Source organism: Snodgrassella sp. ESL0323, assembly GCF_013346865.1.
GTDB lineage: Bacteria > Pseudomonadota > Gammaproteobacteria > Burkholderiales > Neisseriaceae > Snodgrassella > Snodgrassella alvi.
Genome location: NZ_JAAEDT010000020.1, coordinates 1 through 16800, shown reverse-complemented (window position 1 = coordinate 16800; position 16800 = coordinate 1). Strand labels below are relative to the sequence as shown.

Genomic DNA, 16800 nt, shown 5'->3' with positions numbered 1-16800 from the left:
TTGTTAAATCAAAATATTGCTGAATAGGATATCAACCATGGATGCCCAGAAATTTAAAGAATGTGTAGAAGCCTGTAACCGTTGTATTGCTTTATGCCAGTATTGTTCTACTGCCTGTCTGCAGGAAGATGATGTCAAAATGATGGCTAAGTGTATTCATCTGGATATGCAATGTGCGGCAATGTGCACACTGGCTGTTAATTTTATGTGTATGAACAGTGCTTTTATCGTACAGGTGTGTCAGCTGTGTGCTGAAGTATGCCGTGCCTGTGCTCAGGAATGTGGTCGTTTTAAAATGGATCACTGTCAGCGCTGCGCTGAAGCTTGTAATGCCTGCGCGGATAAATGTATGGCTATGGCTGCATAAATAATGAAGTATGTATTGCAAAATTTTTTAGCCATTGTTTCTGACAATGGCTTTTTTATGGTTGTTATATTATTGAAAATATAATTAATTCTATACCGTTTTTAGCTCTAAAATGTCTAAAATAAACAGGGTTGGCCAGATAAAGAGCTAACCCTGTTTACTGTGTTAGTCAGATAGCTTTATTTCAGACCAAGTACATCCTGCATATCAAACAAACCATGTGGGTGCTGACGCAGCCAGACTGCCGCCCGGACAGCACCATTAGCGAAAGTAGCACGGCTGGAGGCTTTATGGCTGATTTCTACGCGTTCACCATCAGTAGCAAACAATGCCGTATGTTCGCCAACAATATCACCGGCGCGGATAGTTGAGAAGCCGATTGTCTGCGGATCACGCGCTCCGGTATGTCCCTCACGCCCGTAAACAGCACAGGTTTTTAAATCACGGTCTAGTGCATCGGCAATTACTTCACCCATACGTAAAGCAGTACCGGAAGGAGCATCAACTTTGTGGCGATGATGTGCTTCGATAATTTCAATATCGTAGCCTTCATTTAATACCCGGGCAGCGGTATTAAGCAGAGCAAAGGTCAGGTTGACACCTACACTGAAATTAGGAGCAAATACAATGCTAATTTTTTCAGCAGCTGAGGCAATGCGTTGTTTGCCTGTCTCATCGAAACCTGTCGTGCCGATAACATCATTGACACCAAGCCGTTCACAGATAGCCAGATTATTCAGCGTGGATTCCGGTTTACTGAAATCAATCAGTACATCTGTATTGTCCAGTACCTTTTCCGGGTCGTGACAAATACTAACACCCAGCTCCAGACCGATGGCAAACCCGGCATCTAGACCGATAGCAGGGGAAGCGTCGTGTTCCAGTGCGCCGCTCAGAACACAATCCTGGCGCTGACTGATGCTTTGAATAAGAGCTCTGCCCATACGCCCGTTGGCGCCGGCTACAGCAATTCTTAAACGTGATGTAGACATGTATTACTCCCTTACAGGTACAGGCTGAGCAGTTAAAGCATCACCTTCGGCATGGACCAGTTTACCATTGGCATCAAAGTAAAGTGTCAGCTTCTTTTCTTCCCGAATCTGTTTGTCGCGGGTTATAACAAACAGATAATCCCAGCGGTTGGCATGGAACGGGTCACGCAGTAAGGGCGTGCCAAGCAGCATTTGCACCTGTTCACGGCTCATACCGGGCTGCAAGGAATTTACCACATTCTGGTCAAGCTCATTACCCTGAATAATTTTCAGTTTATACGACGGAATTTGTGTCAGTTTTGCTGTGGAGCATGCGCTCAGGCCTAGAACGGCCACTGCCAGCAGGCAGTATATTTTTTTCATACTGATACCTCTGATCCGGGACGAAACAGTTAACAATGGCGATGTCGACATTGTATGACACCCAGTGGGCAATTGCCTTAAAATTGCGTATTATAGCGAGTATTATTACTTAGTGGTGAAATAAGCATCATGAATAACAATGTAGCTCAATTAAAAGATAGCGGTTTAAAGGTAACTGGCCCCAGACTGAAAATTCTGGAGCTATTTGAAGCCGAGCCTGAACTGCATATGAGTGCAGAAGATGTATACCGGCGCCTGCTTGATGATGGAGTGGAAATCGGTGTGGCCACCATTTATCGAGTGCTTACCCAGTTTGAACAGGCCAATATTCTGTTACGCCATCATTTTGAAACCGGTAAAGCCGTATATGAATTAAATCGCGGCGGTCATCATGATCATCTTGTATGCATTAAATGCGGAAAGGTAACTGAATTTTGCAGTGAAGAAATTGAAAAGCTGCAAAAGAAGATTGCTGATGATAATGGATACCGTATTGTTGACCATGCTTTGTATATGTATGGTGTATGCACTGAGTGCCAGCAGTTTGACAATAAATATCTCTGAAACTGAAATAAAAGGCAGGATATTCAAGTATGAACCAGCCTGAATACCGCTTACGTGTTCCGGTTCTGAGCAGGAATAATCTGGATTTTCCGGATATTGAAACTGCACAGCAACAACGTGACGGATTGGTGGCTGTTGGCGGCGATTTATCTCCTGCCCGAATACTGGCTGCATATCGGCAGGGTATTTTCCCTTGGTATTCACCTGATGAGCCTATTATGTGGTGGTCTTTTGCGCAGCGGATGGTACTATTTCCGGCAGAGTTGAAAGTCAGTCGTTCTCTGGCGAAAAATTTGCGCAATAAGCCTTATGCCGTGACCATGAACTATGCTTTCCGGCAGGTGATTGCCAACTGCGCCCAAACGCCACGCCCCGGGCAGAACGGTACATGGCTGAGCGCAGAAATGCAGCAGGCTTACTATTCGTTACATCAGCAGCAGTATGCTTGTTCATTTGAATGCTGGTATCGGGATACAGATGGCAATACTATTCTGGCTGGAGGCTTATACGGCGTGCTGATTGGGCAGATATTCTATGGTGAATCCATGTTTGCTCATGCTTCGGATGCTTCCAAAATAGCTTTTGTGCATGCCGTGCATTATTTGCAGCAACAGGGCGTACCGCTGATAGATTGTCAGGTTTACACTGACTACTTAGCCAGCTTTGGTGCCCGTAAAATTCCTTATGCTGAATTTGCAGCTTGTCTGCATGAGTTTAATCCACGTTCACTGGCACAGCCAGACTCTTTCAAATCACAGATACTGGCAGATAATGGTGTTATACCCTTACCCAGAGATAATCCAGAACTGAATTATTGATTATAGGAATATTGTATGTCTTTACAACAAGTAATTGAAACTGCTTTTGAAAACCGCGCGGAAATTACTCCGGCTTCTGTAACTGCCGAAGTAAAGGAAGCTGTAGCTGAAACTTTACAGCAACTAGACAGCGGACATCTGCGTGTGGCTGAAAAACAGGGTAATCAGTGGCTGGTAAATGAATGGGCCAAAAAAGCAGTATTGCTGTCTTTCCGGATTAGTGACAATGTACTGGCAGATGATGCAGTCAATCGCTATTTTGATAAAGTACCTACTAAATTTGCCAACTGGACTGGCGCAGATTTTCAGCAGGCAGGCTTCCGTGCAGTTCCAGGTGCAGTAGTACGTGCCGGCAGTCATATTGGTAAAAATGTAGTACTGATGCCTTCATTTGTTAATATTGGTGCATTTGTTGATGAAGGTACGATGGTTGATACATGGGCAACGGTAGGTTCCTGTGCTCAGATTGGTAAACATGTTCACCTGAGTGGCGGGGGAGGCATAGGTGGTGTACTGGAACCTTTACAGGCAGCACCAACAATTATTGAAGATAACTGTTTTATCGGCGCCCGTTCTGAAATTGTTGAAGGGGTAATTGTCGAAGAGGGCAGTGTAATTTCGATGGGTGTATTTATTGGTCAGTCTACTAAAATTTATGACCGTGAAAGCGGTGAAATCAGTTATGGCCGGGTACCAGCCGGTTCTGTTGTGGTTTCAGGCAGCCTTCCGGCAAAAGATGGCAGCCATAGTCTGTATTGTGCAGTAATTGTCAAAAAGGTAGATGCCAAAACCCGTGCTAAAACCAGTGTTAATGATTTACTGCGTGGAATTTAAGTTTATTCAGGTTTTATAAATAAAAGCCTCTTACTTGCTGGTAAGAGGCTTTATCTTTATTATCTGTTGTATTTTAACGTATATTGCGGCTAATTTTATTGGCTATCAAGGTAGCCGCTGTTAATACTGCACCCACCAGCAGCTTGTTGCGCCAGCGTTTGGGTTTGTTCGCCAGCTTAAGTGCTAAACCTCCTGCTGGAATTTTATCCACAATATTCAGCGAGCGCTGCCATAAACGTGATTTATGGGTATTATCGCCATTCCTGAGCTGCTCTGCGAGTAATTTTAATCTCGTACCTTGTGCCTGTATGTCCAGCAATTCGCGTTGTTGTGCGATATTCAACTTATCGGATTTACTCATGGTCGTCTGTGTTCTCCATTGGCTTCATGCTTGCCGGTATGTCTGAGATAGCTTAGATCTTCACTCATTGCATCCAGTGTTTTTGTCATAAACTGGCTTTGCTTGCGTAACAATTTAATAATTAATATAGTCAGAATCAGAATCAAAAGTAAAAACAGAATGGCAAGACCAAAAAATACCCATACTTTAGCCTGAGGGGAAAGTACAGTATTCAGACCGAATAATAAACTGATAAATCCCAGAAAAAACATTACTCCGGCAAGTACAACAAGTACCATCAGTACAATAATACTTTGCAGCTGGGCAATCGCATCCAGGCGTAGCATACGTAAGCGAATCCACAATAACTCAGTGCCATAAGTCAGCCAGATTTTCAGCTGGCGCAGGTCACGACCAAGATTGCCTATACTCATGGTATATTATCCGTTAAAAAGTAAATTATATTCAGGCAACCGATCGTCAGACCAGATTGCCTGAATGAACTTATGCCGTAAGTTGTTTAGTGTCTGCAACGTCCCAGCAACACACCGGCAAGAAAGCCGACTGCGGCAGCAACACCCATAGCATAGTATGGTTGTTCATGTACCAGCTCATCAGTGCGTTCAGCTGTGGCACGGGCTTTTTCTGCCAGTGTACTTTCGATATCGCACAGTTTGGATTTGGTATTGCTTAGTTTTTTACGAAACTGATCTTTCAATGCTTTGGCCTGATCAGACCCGTTGTCGCCGGCATTTTCATATAAATCTTCAACTTCATCCAGTACAGAACGTACTTCTTTCATTAAATCTTTTTTTTGTGAATCAAAATCAGCCATGGCAATTCTCCTTCCAATTGGCGTGGAATTTATCTACGATTTAACATCAGCAACAGGCTTAACCCTTGCAGTACGGCAAACAGACTGTCTGTTGTATTGCAATATCGGTTAAAATAATCATTGGCTGCTAACATTTGTTGCACAATGATTACCTTAGCACAAGGTTATTGATTTGCACAGGTATATTATATTGGCGATTAACCGCTTGAATAGAGGTAGATGATGACTGAGCTGGCTCTGGAAAAAATATATTCGGGTAAAGTACGCGATTTGTATGCAATTGACGAGAAACACATGCTGATGGTAGCTACAGACCGCTTATCGGCTTTTGATGTAATTTTACCTGAACCTATAACAGGAAAAGGCGAAATTCTTACCCAGATATCCAATTTCTGGTTTAAAAAACTGCAACATATTATGCCTAACCATTTTACTGGTGAAACAGTTTATGATGTGCTGCCACGCCAGCAGGCTGACAAAATTGCCAAACGGGCAGTTGTGGTAAAAAAATTAAGCCCGTTGAAAATAGAAGCTATTGTTCGCGGTTATCTTTCTGGCAGTGGCTGGCGTGATTACCAGCAAACCGGAGCTGTTTGCGGAATTAAATTACCAGCTGGATTGCGTGAAGCTGAACAGTTACCAGAGGTAATTTTTACTCCATCAAGTAAAGCTGCTGTAGGCGACCATGATGAAAATATCAGTTTGTCACAATGTGCTTCTCTGCTGGGAGAAGAACTGACAGAGCAGGTAAATGCTAAGGCGATTAAGCTATATTCAGAAGCCGCGGATTATGCTCGCAGTAAAGGCATCATTATTGCCGATACCAAATTTGAATTCGGTTTGGATGAGAATGGTGTTTTAACGCTTATGGATGAAGTGCTTACCCCGGATTCCAGCCGTTTTTGGTCTGTAGACAGCTATCAGGTTGGTAGCAATCCGCCTTCATTCGATAAACAGTTTATCCGTGACTGGTTGGTAGAGTCCGGTTGGAATAAACAACCACCGGCACCACATATACCGGCAGACATAATTGCCAAAACACTGGCTAAATATGAAGAAGCCCTGCATCTGATTGCCGGAGCATAAAATATTATGAATGGCAGGCAAGCGGTCCTGCCAGTATCATCCATCCTATGTATATCAGCTCATACTTTTTCCGACAGGAATATTGAGTAGTCGGGGATAGTTTGCCTGCTTTTATTGCTGATTTAGAGCACTATTATCTAATTGTGCTTTGCTTGTGATTTTGCTGATAACAGCGCTAATCAGTCTATTGACTTTATTCTGTATCTGTACTTGTTCAATCTTACTACACAGATAGTTATTAAATTACCCCTTGGATATTTTACAAATCTCATGATAGATAGTTTGTGATTCAGCAATACAAATGGAAACACCGGATTTATAGGTTGCAGTATCAGAAAATTGATTCAATAACCGTTTAGCAGCTAACAAGACATAATATTTTAGAAAGATACTAGTATGCTTGTAATTATATTAATCATTGTTGGCATAGTTTTAATCGATTTGATATTAATATTTTGTCTTGTTTGGGTAATAGATAAAATATGGACTGAAGCAAAAGTTAACCCCAAAAAAACAAAATATATAATAAGTTTTTTATTCATAATATTAATTATTGCAGGAGGATTCGGAATAAAAAAACTATTCTATGAAAGATCTCCTTATCACTTCTGGTATGACATATTAAAAAAGAATTCCATACCTTTTAACATTTCACAGGAAGAGTTTGAGAAAAAGAATAGAGAGGGATACTGCTGGCGGGACAGAAGGTATTACACCAAAAAAGAGCTTTGGCATAAGGCAATGAAAAGCTTAACTGAGCGGATGATATTTGAGAATAGTTTATTTTGGAATGATGATGTTTTGGATGCCAATGGAGTGAAAAGATGGACTTCTAGTGATTGTAAAAGTCAGAATAATTGCAGAGTATGGCGAATTCCTTTGAATTTAAACAATCAGGAGCTTAAAAAACATATAGAAGTAGAAGAAGGAGAGAATTACATGGAAAAAATTGAGGAACTTATTAATACGGATAAAGCACAGAGCTATGTAACATTAGATCAGAATTTTATCAATGATGATTTTAAATTGGAAAATTTTATTTTAATTCAAAGTAATAGTGGTGCTGAGATATATGGTAATAACTGTTGTAGTATTTTAAGTAAGTCTGAATGGTCAATGATCAGTAAAAATTATATTTTAGATTCTACTAAAAGTGATATAGGGACATTTGTGGAAGAAGCTAAAATTCCTGAAAAGATAAATATTAATTCTTGGGGAGTAGGTAATTTTTATCTAAGCACTAATTATTTTATCGCCGGAAATAAAAAAACACTATCCAAGAATAGGAATAATGTGTTTTATTTAAATAATTGTGGTGATGTTTTATATAAACCTTTTTATTTTAAGAAATATTAAATTTATTAAAATTAATTATATTAATGATGCTGATTCCAGATAAGACATAAGATTTGTTATAACTATATAATACACCACCAACTGGCCTCACTGTATTTGCTGTTTATTCCAGTCTTATCAGTGAGGCTAATATTATTTTTAAACGGTTTACTGCTAATCTGATATTGAATATTATCAGACTGCATATTAGCCATCCGGCCAATTGCTACTTTATTGTTATCTGATGACGGAAATTACTATGCCACAACATCCCTATCGTCGTTTACGTCCTGCGCGCTATGAGTTACCCGAAGTAGGCATATCCGAATCAGGCAATATACGCTCTCTCCATCTAGGTACATCTACTATACAGAGTTCTATGAATGTCGATGATCCGGCAGAACTGGTGTTATCGTATAGCCGAGCTATGATGGCATGGCTATTGTTTGCCGACAGTATGCCTCGGCATATTACCCAAATAGGTTTGGGCGGTGGTTCATTTGCACGCTGGATAGATGCTTACCTGCCTGATACCTGTCAGACTGCTGTCGATATCAACCCTCAGGTTATCAGTATTGCCCGCAGTATGTTTGAGCTGCCATTTGAGGGCGAAAAATTCGAAATTATTGAAGACGACGGTGCCGAATACATCAAGATACTGCGGGGAAATACAGATATCATTTTGGTTGATGGCTTTGATGGTGAGCAGATTATTGACAGTCTGGTTGCTGAACCTTTTTTTGAGGATTGCCGTCAGGCACTGAGTGAGCATGGTATCTTTGTTACTAACTGGTGGCAGGGTGACAAACGGTTTCAGACTTTTGTACGCCGGTTGCGTAGTGTATTTGACAACAGAGTACTAATGGTGCCGGCTGAAACTCATGGCAATATTGCCGTACTGGCCTTTCAGCAGCCGCCTTCAGTACGTGACTGGGATAAACTGAAAAAACGGGCTGCACAGCGTGCAATTGAATTTAATCTGGATTTGCCCGCTATGCTGGCTTCAGTTAAAGCTCAGCAATCACACAGTAATCGTGTGCTGACATTTAATGATTAAATATTTCATACTGGCAAAATGGATATTGCCGGTGTGAACAGAAACAAAGAATAAAGGAAAACCCGTGAGTTATTATGCTAAACATCTTTTTGTCTGCACCAATCGCCGAGATAATCCGTGTCGCCAGAGCTGTGGAGACGATGATGTTGGTGCAGATGCAGTTGATTATCTCAAAGGTCATGCTAAGGCCATGGGGCTGATGGGAGTAGGTAAGCTGCGTATCAGTAGTGCCGGCTGTCTTGGCCGGTGTGATGAAGGGCCGGTTATGGTGCTTTATCCGCAGGGGCGCTGGTATACCTATGTAGACGAAAGTGACCTACAGGAAATATTGGATGAAGAACTGGCAAACGATCGTGTTGTTACCCGATTGTTAATGGATAAATCTGAAAGTAATGAGTAAATCTGATGCTGAAGCAACAACCGAACATCTGGATTAACGGGCCGGCAGGACGGCTTGAAACTATTTATTTACCTGCGCAGGGTACCGCATGTGGTGTGGCTGTAATTAATCATCCCAATCCTTTACAAGGCGGGCTGAATACCAATAAGGTGATACAGACAGCAGCAAAAGCACTTACAGGAATGGGTTTTCACTGTTATCTGCCTAATTTGCGTGGCGTGGGTAATAGCGAAGGAGAGCATGATTATGGTCGCGGTGAAGTGGCAGACTGCCTTGCCGTGGTTGACTTTGCCCGTGCTCAGCATCCAGAAGTTGGTAAACTGGTATTATCCGGTTTTTCTTTTGGTGGATATGTAGCCTTGTTCAGTGCGCTCACTGCAAGACCGGATGCCTTATTGCTGATGGGTCCGGCTATAGGTATGTATACCATTGATGCACCCAGTGCCTATAATCCGGCTACTACATTACTGATTCATGGTGAAAAGGATGAAGTGGTACCGTTGCAGAACAGTCTGAACTGGGCTGAAGGGCAGGACTTGCCCGTATTGGTTGTACCCGGTTCCGGTCATTTTTTTCATGGCAAACTGATTTTACTGCGTCAATGGATTGAGAGGCTATTTCCTGCATTATTGGTGAAATAAACGACGATATGTCTTTTGCCGACAATTATCTGGTGTTGGCAAAAGACTATATTTAATTATTACAGTTCTTAATAGAAATATAAGCCATTACCATTGTTTTAATTAGCTTAAATATGTAAATATAACAATAGAGATTGTTTATTATTTTATTTGCTATTAATACCAATTATGGAAAAACTAAAAATTTTAAGAAAATCATGTAATTATACACAAAAGGATTTAGCTGATATTTTGGGAGTAAAATCGAAAGATATAAGTGACTGGGAATTGAATAAATCTCAACCAGAATTAAAAACACTAAGGGATCTTGCGGTAATTTTTGGTACAAGCGTTCTTGATATTTTAAGTAATGAGCCAGTTTCAACAACATATTGGCAGCCATGGCAAAAAGAACAAATAATTGATTCTTTTTGGGGGCATATTGGTATTCTTTTATGTAATTCTAATAATATTAAATGGTATCCGATTACCTCTGCTACAGCTCAAAGAATTCATAAAAGCTTGTGTTCTGACGGAAATATACATGATGAATTATTTTCTGTTGAAACTTTAAATAACCGCTACCTTATTATTAATACTAATTCAATAAAAAAAATTTCACTTCTTGATGATTCTTCAGTTGCTCCAAAAAATTGGGAGATACCTTGGGATGGATATCAAGGTTTAGGAGCTGAAGAATAGTACAATCTTATAGAAGAATATTTTTGGGATGATGAGTACTTTTGTAAGAATACATCAGAAAAATTACAATTAATTATTAAAGATTTGATTGAAGAGAATAATTTTACTGAAGAAGATGTTTATGAGATAACACATAGTATAAATATTTATTTTTCTGATAATACATCCGAATCCATCAGAATAGAATATGACTCAGATTTTATTGATGCTGTTGCGAATATTGAACTGGGAATAAGTAAATTTTTTAGTTTTGAAGATTCAAACTATGAAATACATTTTATATCTACAGAAAATATTGGGTTAATTGATATACCTCTTTATTTATATAAGGAACAGCTTCAGCAATTTTTTGATAATGAATAGGTAATTTATTATGTATACACAACAAGAGGGAAAAGATGTTTATATTGGGGAAATATTCGAATTTATTCAGCAAATTTTGGATTTAAAAAAACACAAAAAACATATATTTTATCGCGGACACTCAAGTGAGCGGTATCGCTTAGTACCCTCACTTTTTAGAAAAAATAGTCAAGGTCGTTCTATATATAGTTCGCAAGAACATATTTTATATCGAGAATTGTACATGTCTGAATATAAAGAATTTATCAATGATAGATATACATTAGATAAATTGGTTAGAATGCAGCATTACTCAATGCCGACACGATTACTTGATTTAACTACTAATCCACTTATAGCCCTTTATTTTGCATGTAAATCAAGTGTAGATACGGATGAAGGTATAGGGGAAGTGATTATATTTTTTATAGATGATAAGCATGTCAAATATTATGATTCTGACACGGCGAGCTGTATTGCAAATTTAGCAAGATTATCCGATCAAGAAAAAGAATCAATTAAGTTTAACTTTGATCGTGAACGTTTTAATCAACAGACCAGTATAAAAAAACTTCTTCATTTTATTCGAGACGAGAAACCTTTTTTTGAACCAAGAATAGATAAATACGATTTACAAAATATTATCTGTATTAAGGGAATTAAAAATAATGAAAGAATAACTTCTCAGTCTGGTGTCTTTCTTTTATTTGGTTTAAATGCTAGTTTAGAAGAAATTGGAAATAATTTTATTCAAATTAAAAGAATTAAAATTAAGAATAGGAAAAAAATATTAAATGAACTAGACTTACTTAATATCAATGAAAGTACAGTTTTTCCAGGTATCGAAAGTTCTGCGAGATATATTTCTTTCAAAAATAAAGTTGACTAAGATTTTGAATCTGAACTCGTTATTTCAATAATGAATTTTAATTGATTGGTAATTATATAATTTATTAATTGTAATGAAAAGCTTAGAATAAATAAATTAATTCTAAGCCTTCATATATTAATATTGCAATTAATTTTTAATTACTATCTAATTTACTTGGGTTTGATGTTCGTCCCCTTGACGAGAACGAATACGACCTATCTGATAAACAGTTTCGCCTTGTTGCTGTAAAAATTTCTGTATCACATCTGCATCTTCTGCACTCACCACCAAAACCATACCAATACCGCAATTAAAAGTGCGGTACATTTCCTGAGTTTCTACATTTCCAGCTTGTTGCAGCTATTGAAAAAGTTTGGGTAGTGTCCATGATTGAGAATCAATGGCGGCCACGGTGTTTTCAGGAAGAATACGGGGTACATTTTCACTGATACCGCCACCGGTAATATGAGCCATACCTTTGATGGTAAATTGTTTTAGTGCCGCCAGAATTGGTTGTACATATAGATGTGTAGGAATAATGATTGCCTGATACCAGTCAGGCTGCTGTCGATATTAACTCTCAGGTATCAGCATTGTCCGCAGTATGTTTGAGCTGCCATTTGAAGGCAAAAAATTCGAAATTATTGAAGACAACGGTGCCGAATACATCAAGATACTGCGGGTAAATACAGATATTATTCTGGTTGATGGCTTTGATGGTGAGCAGATTATTGACAGTCTGGTTGCTAAACCTTTTTTGAGGATTGCCGTCAGGCACTGAGTGAGGATAGATATTGGTAGATGTATGGGATCATTCACCGTTTTACCACTACAAATTTTATTTATAATGGTTCTAGTTATTATTTTTTATTAATAGATGTTTTAGCGTCATAAAACTATTGAAAATAATAAAAATAAATATTCTTTAAGAAATAGAATGTTTACTCTGAGTTAAATACTTTATATGCTAAAGTACGTTCAAAATCAAATAAACCTTACAGTTGAAATTATAAAAATAAAATTTTATTAAATTATTAATATAAAAACTAAAATTTTATTTTTAATTAATTATTTTTCTATAATCTAGCTGATTATATCAAATTGAGATTATGAAGATTCATTTTATTGACAATAAGATTATTACAAATTAATATGATGATTATAATATACTTAATTTTATTAAATATTATCAGTTAACCGATTTCAGGTTAATTTTGAAATGTCTTAGGATATATTCATAAAATTTAGTTATTTTATGTTTTGAGTATCAGAAAGTTTTTCATTTTATTATCTTACTGATTTTTATTGTATTAATTTATGCTTAAGTTTTAATTTCGTTATTCAAATCACAATACCAGATTGCTGAAAATGAAATCGCAAAATAATGACAACTATTCGGAATTAGCCTCTATTTTTTTTGTTAATACCAAATGGGCTATTTTTTTTAAATATGTGCTTAAACAACCGTTTCGCATGTTTTATTTTTGTTTTGTTCCAAAAATTATCAGACGAAAAATTTCGTTTAAAGCAGAACTTGATCGTAAAGCGGTGCTAGCGCAAGCATCCAAAAATTTTCTGGAACTTTATTTTAAAAATAAATTAAGTAAATTTAATTTAAAACCTAAAAAAATACTGACAACAGATAAAATTATTTGGCAATACTGGGGTCAGGGAATTGATAATATATTACTTCCTGAAACAGTTAAAATTTGCTTTAAATCGATAGATATTTATAAAGAAGATTATCAGGTAATTCGACTTGATGACAGTACTATCGGGGATTATTTGGATATTCCTGATTTTGTTTGGGCAAAAAGAAAAAATAAACAGTTTAAATTTGCATTTTTCTCAGATCTGCTCAGGCTGGCTCTTTTGGATGTTTATGGCGGTATCTGGATTGATGCCACCATATTACTGACTAATCCTATTCCTGAAACTATCAAGAAAATGAATTTTTTTATGTTTCAGAGGGATAAAAACACACCCAATAAGATTTTTTTTGAAAAGTATAATAATCATTATTTTGGCTGGAATGAGCATCATCATGTTAATGTCTTGAACAGTTTTATAGTCAGTGATAAAAAAGGAGTTATTGTCCATACTTTACTGGATTTATTGTTAAATTTCTGGAAAACACAAGACAAAGTACAACACTATTTCTTTTTTCACATTATGGTTGATGAATTATTTAAGTATGAAGAGTATAAGAAAAATAATTGTCCGGTTTTTGACGATACATTAGTACATATTATTCAATCCAAAATGCATGAATCATTTAATCCGGAAGAATTTGAATTAATTAAACAAAAAACAAGCATTCATAAATTAACGTATGTCAAAAAAACTAAGAAAAATTCTTATTATGAACATATCCGCAACAGTTATTTATGATAAGTTATTTTATATCAATAATTTTGAAATAATATAGAAATTCGACTATTATCAAATTAGAAAATAAAAGATAGTAATTGCTACGGAGAAATTATATCAAATTTTATTAAATATAATGATTGGACATGAGGAAATAGTAAATGCCTAAAATTTTTTCAACTTCTATTGGTGGGGCTGCTTCAACTGCTATGAAGATTGGTGGGGGAGTGTCTGGAGGGGTAGTAGGAGTTGTTGTAGCAGACATGATAGATAATCATTTGAAGGCTACACCCAGGTTATTAACCCCTGGAGAGATTGCGATGGTTACTTCAATATTTAAAGATAGCTCAATATTGCTTCAGTAAGAGTTAGAAGGGGCCTATTCTGCCTATGCAAAATAGTGATACTGCTGTAACTCCATTTGGTGAAATATATTTTCCTGAAAAGCATTTTAAGAATGACTTTTCAACTGAGCAAAGTAATGATAAGCATTGGTTTATGCATGAAATGGTTCATGTATGGCAATATCAGAGGGGAATGGCAGTAGCGATTAAGGGGCTAATGAGCTGGCATGCTGATTATCAATATGATTTGACAAATGATAAAATATTATCAGATTATCGTATGGAGCAACAAGCATCAATTATTGCTGATTATTGGTGTCTAAAAACCTTTGATTATAATGCTTGGTATACACTAACAAATGAGAAATATAAAGGACGTCTAGTTAGAAATCAACAAGGCATGCGAAATTACTGGCTAAAAAAATATGAGAATACTTTACGTTTGTTTTTAAACAACACTAAAGATAAGAAAGCACTATTTGGATGAAACGAAGAAATATTCACTTTTTATTGCTGATCTTTTTACTGAACATATTAGCAGGTTGTATTAGGGCGTATTATACACCGGATATTGTTTTAAAAGATAATGGTCAACCTTGTATTAGTATCCCGCGGAGTGAGGATATATTAAGAACAAACAGACTATTTAATATTACCTTGGCAACAGTATCTCTACCAGTTGACGGAAAAGAATTATCAGTGAAAAAGTATGATAATCCGGAAAATCAATATTATGTAAAAGCCCAGGAATGCATAGATTTTAACTATTATTTTAAAAATGATTTCACTTATCAAATTGATTTTATATCAGTGGAAAAAGATCAAAAGGCAAAATTCTGGGAGGTATTAATACGGATTACAAAGGATAAGGATGGTAATTTAAAATTATTAAATGATAATGAGGTCAATCTAGACGATATTAATTAGTGCTACATAAGTGGTAATCATAATAATAATACGTTCTTATCGGTATTCAGCTTTTTTGGTAAATCAGTTTTATAACAGTTTATTAGAGAAGAAATAGTTAATATGAAACAAAAAATTATCCTCTGTATTCTACTAAATTTTATGCTAATCATGTTAACAAGCTGTAGTAGTATTAGGGAACCGGATATTGTTTTAAAAGAAAATGGTCAGCCTTGTATTAGCATCCCGCGGAGTGAGGATATGTTAAGAACAAACAGACCATTTAATATTACCTCGACACATATATATCAAACCAGTATCAGATCCTACTTATCGGAGAAATATTATCAGGAAGAACAATATTATGTAAAAGCTCAGGAGTGCATAGATTTTGAATATCATTTTCGAAATGATATTACCTATGGTATTGCATTTAGCACGGAAGAAAAAGGTGGGAGTGAAAAAATCTGGAGTGCTGATATACGAATAGTAAAAGATAAGGATGGTAATTTACAATTATTAATTGATAATGAGGCCAATTCAGGTGATATTAATTAGTGCTACATAAGTGGTAATGATAAAAATGTGTTGTTATCAGTATTCCGCTTTTTTTGTAAATCAGTTCTTTTAACGATTTATTATAGAAGAGATAGTGTTAATATGAAATAAAGAATTATCTTCTGTATTCTATTAAATTTTTATGCTAATCATGTTAATAAACTGTTTTGGGATATATTATTTTAAAAGATAATATCAACTTTGTATTAGCATCCCAAGAAGTGAGAATACTATAAGAACGAACAATTTAATATTACCTCTGCAATAGTATCTCAACTTGGTAATGAATTTTTTATGTTTCAGAGGGATAAAATACACCCGATATGATTTTTTGAAAGGTATAATAATCATTATTTGGGCTGGAATGAGCATCATTATGTTAATGTCTTGAACAGCTTTATAGTCAATGCTAAAAGATGAGTTATTGGCCATCCTTTACTGGATTTATTGTTAAATTTCTGGAAAATACAAGACAAAGTATGACACTATTTCTTTTTTTAATCATGGTCAATAAATTATTTAAGTACGAAGAGTATAAGAAAAATAATTATCTGGTTTATGATACATTAAGTAGATATTATTCAATCTAGAATGTATGAATCCCCTTAATCCGGAAGAGTTTAAATTAATCAAACAAAAAACAAACATTCATAAATTAACGTATGTGAAAAAGACTAAGAAAATTCTTATTATGAACATATCCGCAACAGTTATTTATGATAAATTATTTTTATATCAATAATTTTGAAAAAGTATAGAAATTCGACTATTATCAAATTAGAAAATGAAAGATAGTAATTGCTACGACGAATTTATATTAAATTTTATTAAATATTAACACAATATTGCTGGATCAAGATTTTTTATAGAAATTAGTTTATTTTTATCCATTCGGATCGACTTGATTATATTATTTTATAATCAAATGATTGGACATGAGGAAATAGTAAATGCCTAAAATTTTTCCAACTTCTATTGGTGGGGCTGCTTCAACTGCTATGAAGATTGGTGGGGGAGTGTCTGGAGGGGTAGTAGGAGTTGTTGTAGCAGACATGATAGATAATCATTTGAAGGCTACACCCAGGTTATTAACCCC

Annotated in this window: 22 protein-coding genes and 2 pseudogenes; 18 read left to right on the top strand and 6 right to left on the bottom strand. The window is 36.3% G+C overall.

From position 1 onward, the window contains the following. The first annotated feature begins 37 nt into the window (after positions 1-37). A complete protein-coding gene (locus tag GY065_RS08670) occupies positions 38-367 on the top strand; it encodes a four-helix bundle copper-binding protein (protein WP_174833819.1) in 330 nt (109 codons plus the stop codon). A gap of 179 nt (positions 368-546) precedes the next feature. On the opposite strand, the gene dapB is transcribed toward GY065_RS08670, so the two are convergent. After that, a complete protein-coding gene (dapB, locus tag GY065_RS08665) occupies positions 547-1359 on the bottom strand; it encodes a 4-hydroxy-tetrahydrodipicolinate reductase (protein WP_174833818.1) in 813 nt (270 codons plus the stop codon). A gap of 3 nt (positions 1360-1362) precedes the next feature. Then, positions 1363-1722 (bottom strand): outer membrane protein assembly factor BamE, encoded by a 360-nt coding sequence (locus GY065_RS08660; protein WP_037475840.1) that lies wholly within the window; start codon positions 1720-1722, stop codon positions 1363-1365. Between the two features lie 129 nt (positions 1723-1851). Here GY065_RS08660 and fur point away from each other — a divergent pair, with 129 nt between their 5' ends. From fur to dapD, 3 genes are read left to right on the top strand one after another with little or no spacing between them, the layout of a single operon-like run. Then, the gene (fur, locus tag GY065_RS08655; RefSeq protein ID WP_174833817.1) at positions 1852-2286 is read left to right on the top strand and encodes a ferric iron uptake transcriptional regulator; all 435 of its coding nucleotides are present in this window, start codon (positions 1852-1854) and stop codon (positions 2284-2286) included. A gap of 29 nt (positions 2287-2315) precedes the next feature. After that, positions 2316-3104: a leucyl/phenylalanyl-tRNA--protein transferase gene (gene aat, locus GY065_RS08650; RefSeq protein WP_084561969.1), complete on the top strand. Its 789-nt coding sequence runs from the start codon at positions 2316-2318 to the stop codon at positions 3102-3104. Positions 3105-3119: 15 nt separating this feature from the next. Next, positions 3120-3938 (top strand): 2,3,4,5-tetrahydropyridine-2,6-dicarboxylate N-succinyltransferase, encoded by an 819-nt coding sequence (gene dapD, locus GY065_RS08645; protein WP_174833816.1) that lies wholly within the window; start codon positions 3120-3122, stop codon positions 3936-3938. A 73-nt stretch (positions 3939-4011) separates the two neighbouring features. Here the strand turns inward: dapD and GY065_RS08640 are convergent, their stop codons facing one another. The 3 genes from GY065_RS08640 to GY065_RS08630 all read right to left on the bottom strand — a co-directional run bounded on the left by GY065_RS08640 (position 4012) and on the right by GY065_RS08630 (position 5113). Further along, positions 4012-4299 (bottom strand): hypothetical protein, encoded by a 288-nt coding sequence (locus tag GY065_RS08640; protein WP_078475131.1) that lies wholly within the window; start codon positions 4297-4299, stop codon positions 4012-4014. Then, on the bottom strand, positions 4296-4712 hold the full coding sequence (locus GY065_RS08635) for a phage holin family protein (RefSeq protein ID WP_084585584.1): 417 nt from the start codon (positions 4710-4712) through the stop codon (positions 4296-4298). The genes GY065_RS08640 and GY065_RS08635 overlap by 4 nt, the downstream gene beginning before the upstream one ends. A gap of 86 nt (positions 4713-4798) precedes the next feature. Then, positions 4799-5113 carry a YqjD family protein gene (locus tag GY065_RS08630; protein WP_025331163.1) on the bottom strand — a complete coding sequence of 105 codons (315 nt, stop codon included), beginning with the start codon at positions 5111-5113 and terminating at the stop codon, positions 4799-4801. A 222-nt stretch (positions 5114-5335) separates the two neighbouring features. Between GY065_RS08630 and GY065_RS08625 the strand changes: the two genes are divergently transcribed. From GY065_RS08625 to GY065_RS08590, 8 genes are all read left to right on the top strand, one after another. Next, positions 5336-6199 carry a phosphoribosylaminoimidazolesuccinocarboxamide synthase gene (locus tag GY065_RS08625; RefSeq protein ID WP_174833994.1) on the top strand — a complete coding sequence of 288 codons (864 nt, stop codon included), beginning with the start codon at positions 5336-5338 and terminating at the stop codon, positions 6197-6199. A gap of 396 nt (positions 6200-6595) precedes the next feature. Further along, a complete protein-coding gene (locus GY065_RS08620; protein WP_174833815.1) occupies positions 6596-7555 on the top strand; it encodes a hypothetical protein in 960 nt (319 codons plus the stop codon). Positions 7556-7793: 238 nt separating this feature from the next. Continuing rightward, entirely contained in the window at positions 7794-8591 is a 798-nt protein-coding gene (locus GY065_RS08615) for a polyamine aminopropyltransferase (RefSeq protein ID WP_174833814.1), read from the top strand. A 64-nt stretch (positions 8592-8655) separates the two neighbouring features. Next, positions 8656-8991 carry a ferredoxin gene (locus GY065_RS08610; protein WP_174833813.1) on the top strand — a complete coding sequence of 112 codons (336 nt, stop codon included), beginning with the start codon at positions 8656-8658 and terminating at the stop codon, positions 8989-8991. Between the two features lie 5 nt (positions 8992-8996). After that, positions 8997-9632, top strand: a complete 636-nt coding sequence (locus GY065_RS08605; protein ID WP_174833812.1) for an alpha/beta hydrolase — start codon at positions 8997-8999, stop codon at positions 9630-9632. A gap of 168 nt (positions 9633-9800) precedes the next feature. Continuing rightward, the gene (locus GY065_RS08600) at positions 9801-10313 is read left to right on the top strand and encodes a helix-turn-helix transcriptional regulator (RefSeq protein ID WP_174833811.1); all 513 of its coding nucleotides are present in this window, start codon (positions 9801-9803) and stop codon (positions 10311-10313) included. Between the two features lie 84 nt (positions 10314-10397). Further along, a complete protein-coding gene (locus GY065_RS08595) occupies positions 10398-10676 on the top strand; it encodes a hypothetical protein (RefSeq protein WP_174833810.1) in 279 nt (92 codons plus the stop codon). A gap of 10 nt (positions 10677-10686) precedes the next feature. Further along, the gene (locus tag GY065_RS08590; protein ID WP_174833809.1) at positions 10687-11544 is read left to right on the top strand and encodes an FRG domain-containing protein; all 858 of its coding nucleotides are present in this window, start codon (positions 10687-10689) and stop codon (positions 11542-11544) included. Between the two features lie 147 nt (positions 11545-11691). Here GY065_RS08590 and GY065_RS08585 read toward each other — a convergent pair. After that, positions 11692-12075, bottom strand: a pseudogene (locus GY065_RS08585) (AIR synthase-related protein); the annotation flags it as partial. On the opposite strand from GY065_RS08585, the pseudogene GY065_RS08580 reads away from it, so the two are divergent. From GY065_RS08580 to GY065_RS08560, 6 genes and pseudogenes are all read left to right on the top strand, one after another. Then, positions 12069-12315 (top strand): annotated as a pseudogene (locus GY065_RS08580) (polyamine aminopropyltransferase); the annotation flags it as partial. The pseudogenes GY065_RS08585 and GY065_RS08580 sit on opposite strands and share 7 nt — an antisense overlap. Before the next feature lie 579 nt (positions 12316-12894). Further along, positions 12895-13917, top strand: a complete 1023-nt coding sequence (locus tag GY065_RS08575; protein ID WP_174833808.1) for a capsular polysaccharide synthesis protein — start codon at positions 12895-12897, stop codon at positions 13915-13917. 140 nt (positions 13918-14057) lie between these two features. Continuing rightward, complete coding sequence (locus GY065_RS13095) at positions 14058-14261, top strand: hypothetical protein (RefSeq protein ID WP_202984078.1); 204 nt, start codon at positions 14058-14060, stop codon at positions 14259-14261. Between the two features lie 25 nt (positions 14262-14286). Continuing rightward, positions 14287-14727 (top strand): hypothetical protein, encoded by a 441-nt coding sequence (locus tag GY065_RS08570; protein WP_202984077.1) that lies wholly within the window; start codon positions 14287-14289, stop codon positions 14725-14727. Next, positions 14724-15167, top strand: coding sequence for a hypothetical protein (locus GY065_RS08565; RefSeq protein WP_174833807.1), 444 nt, complete (start codon positions 14724-14726; stop codon positions 15165-15167). The genes GY065_RS08570 and GY065_RS08565 overlap by 4 nt, the downstream gene beginning before the upstream one ends. Before the next feature lie 102 nt (positions 15168-15269). Next, a complete protein-coding gene (locus GY065_RS08560; RefSeq protein ID WP_174833806.1) occupies positions 15270-15704 on the top strand; it encodes a putative T6SS immunity periplasmic lipoprotein in 435 nt (144 codons plus the stop codon). Positions 15705-16800 lie beyond the last annotated feature (1096 nt).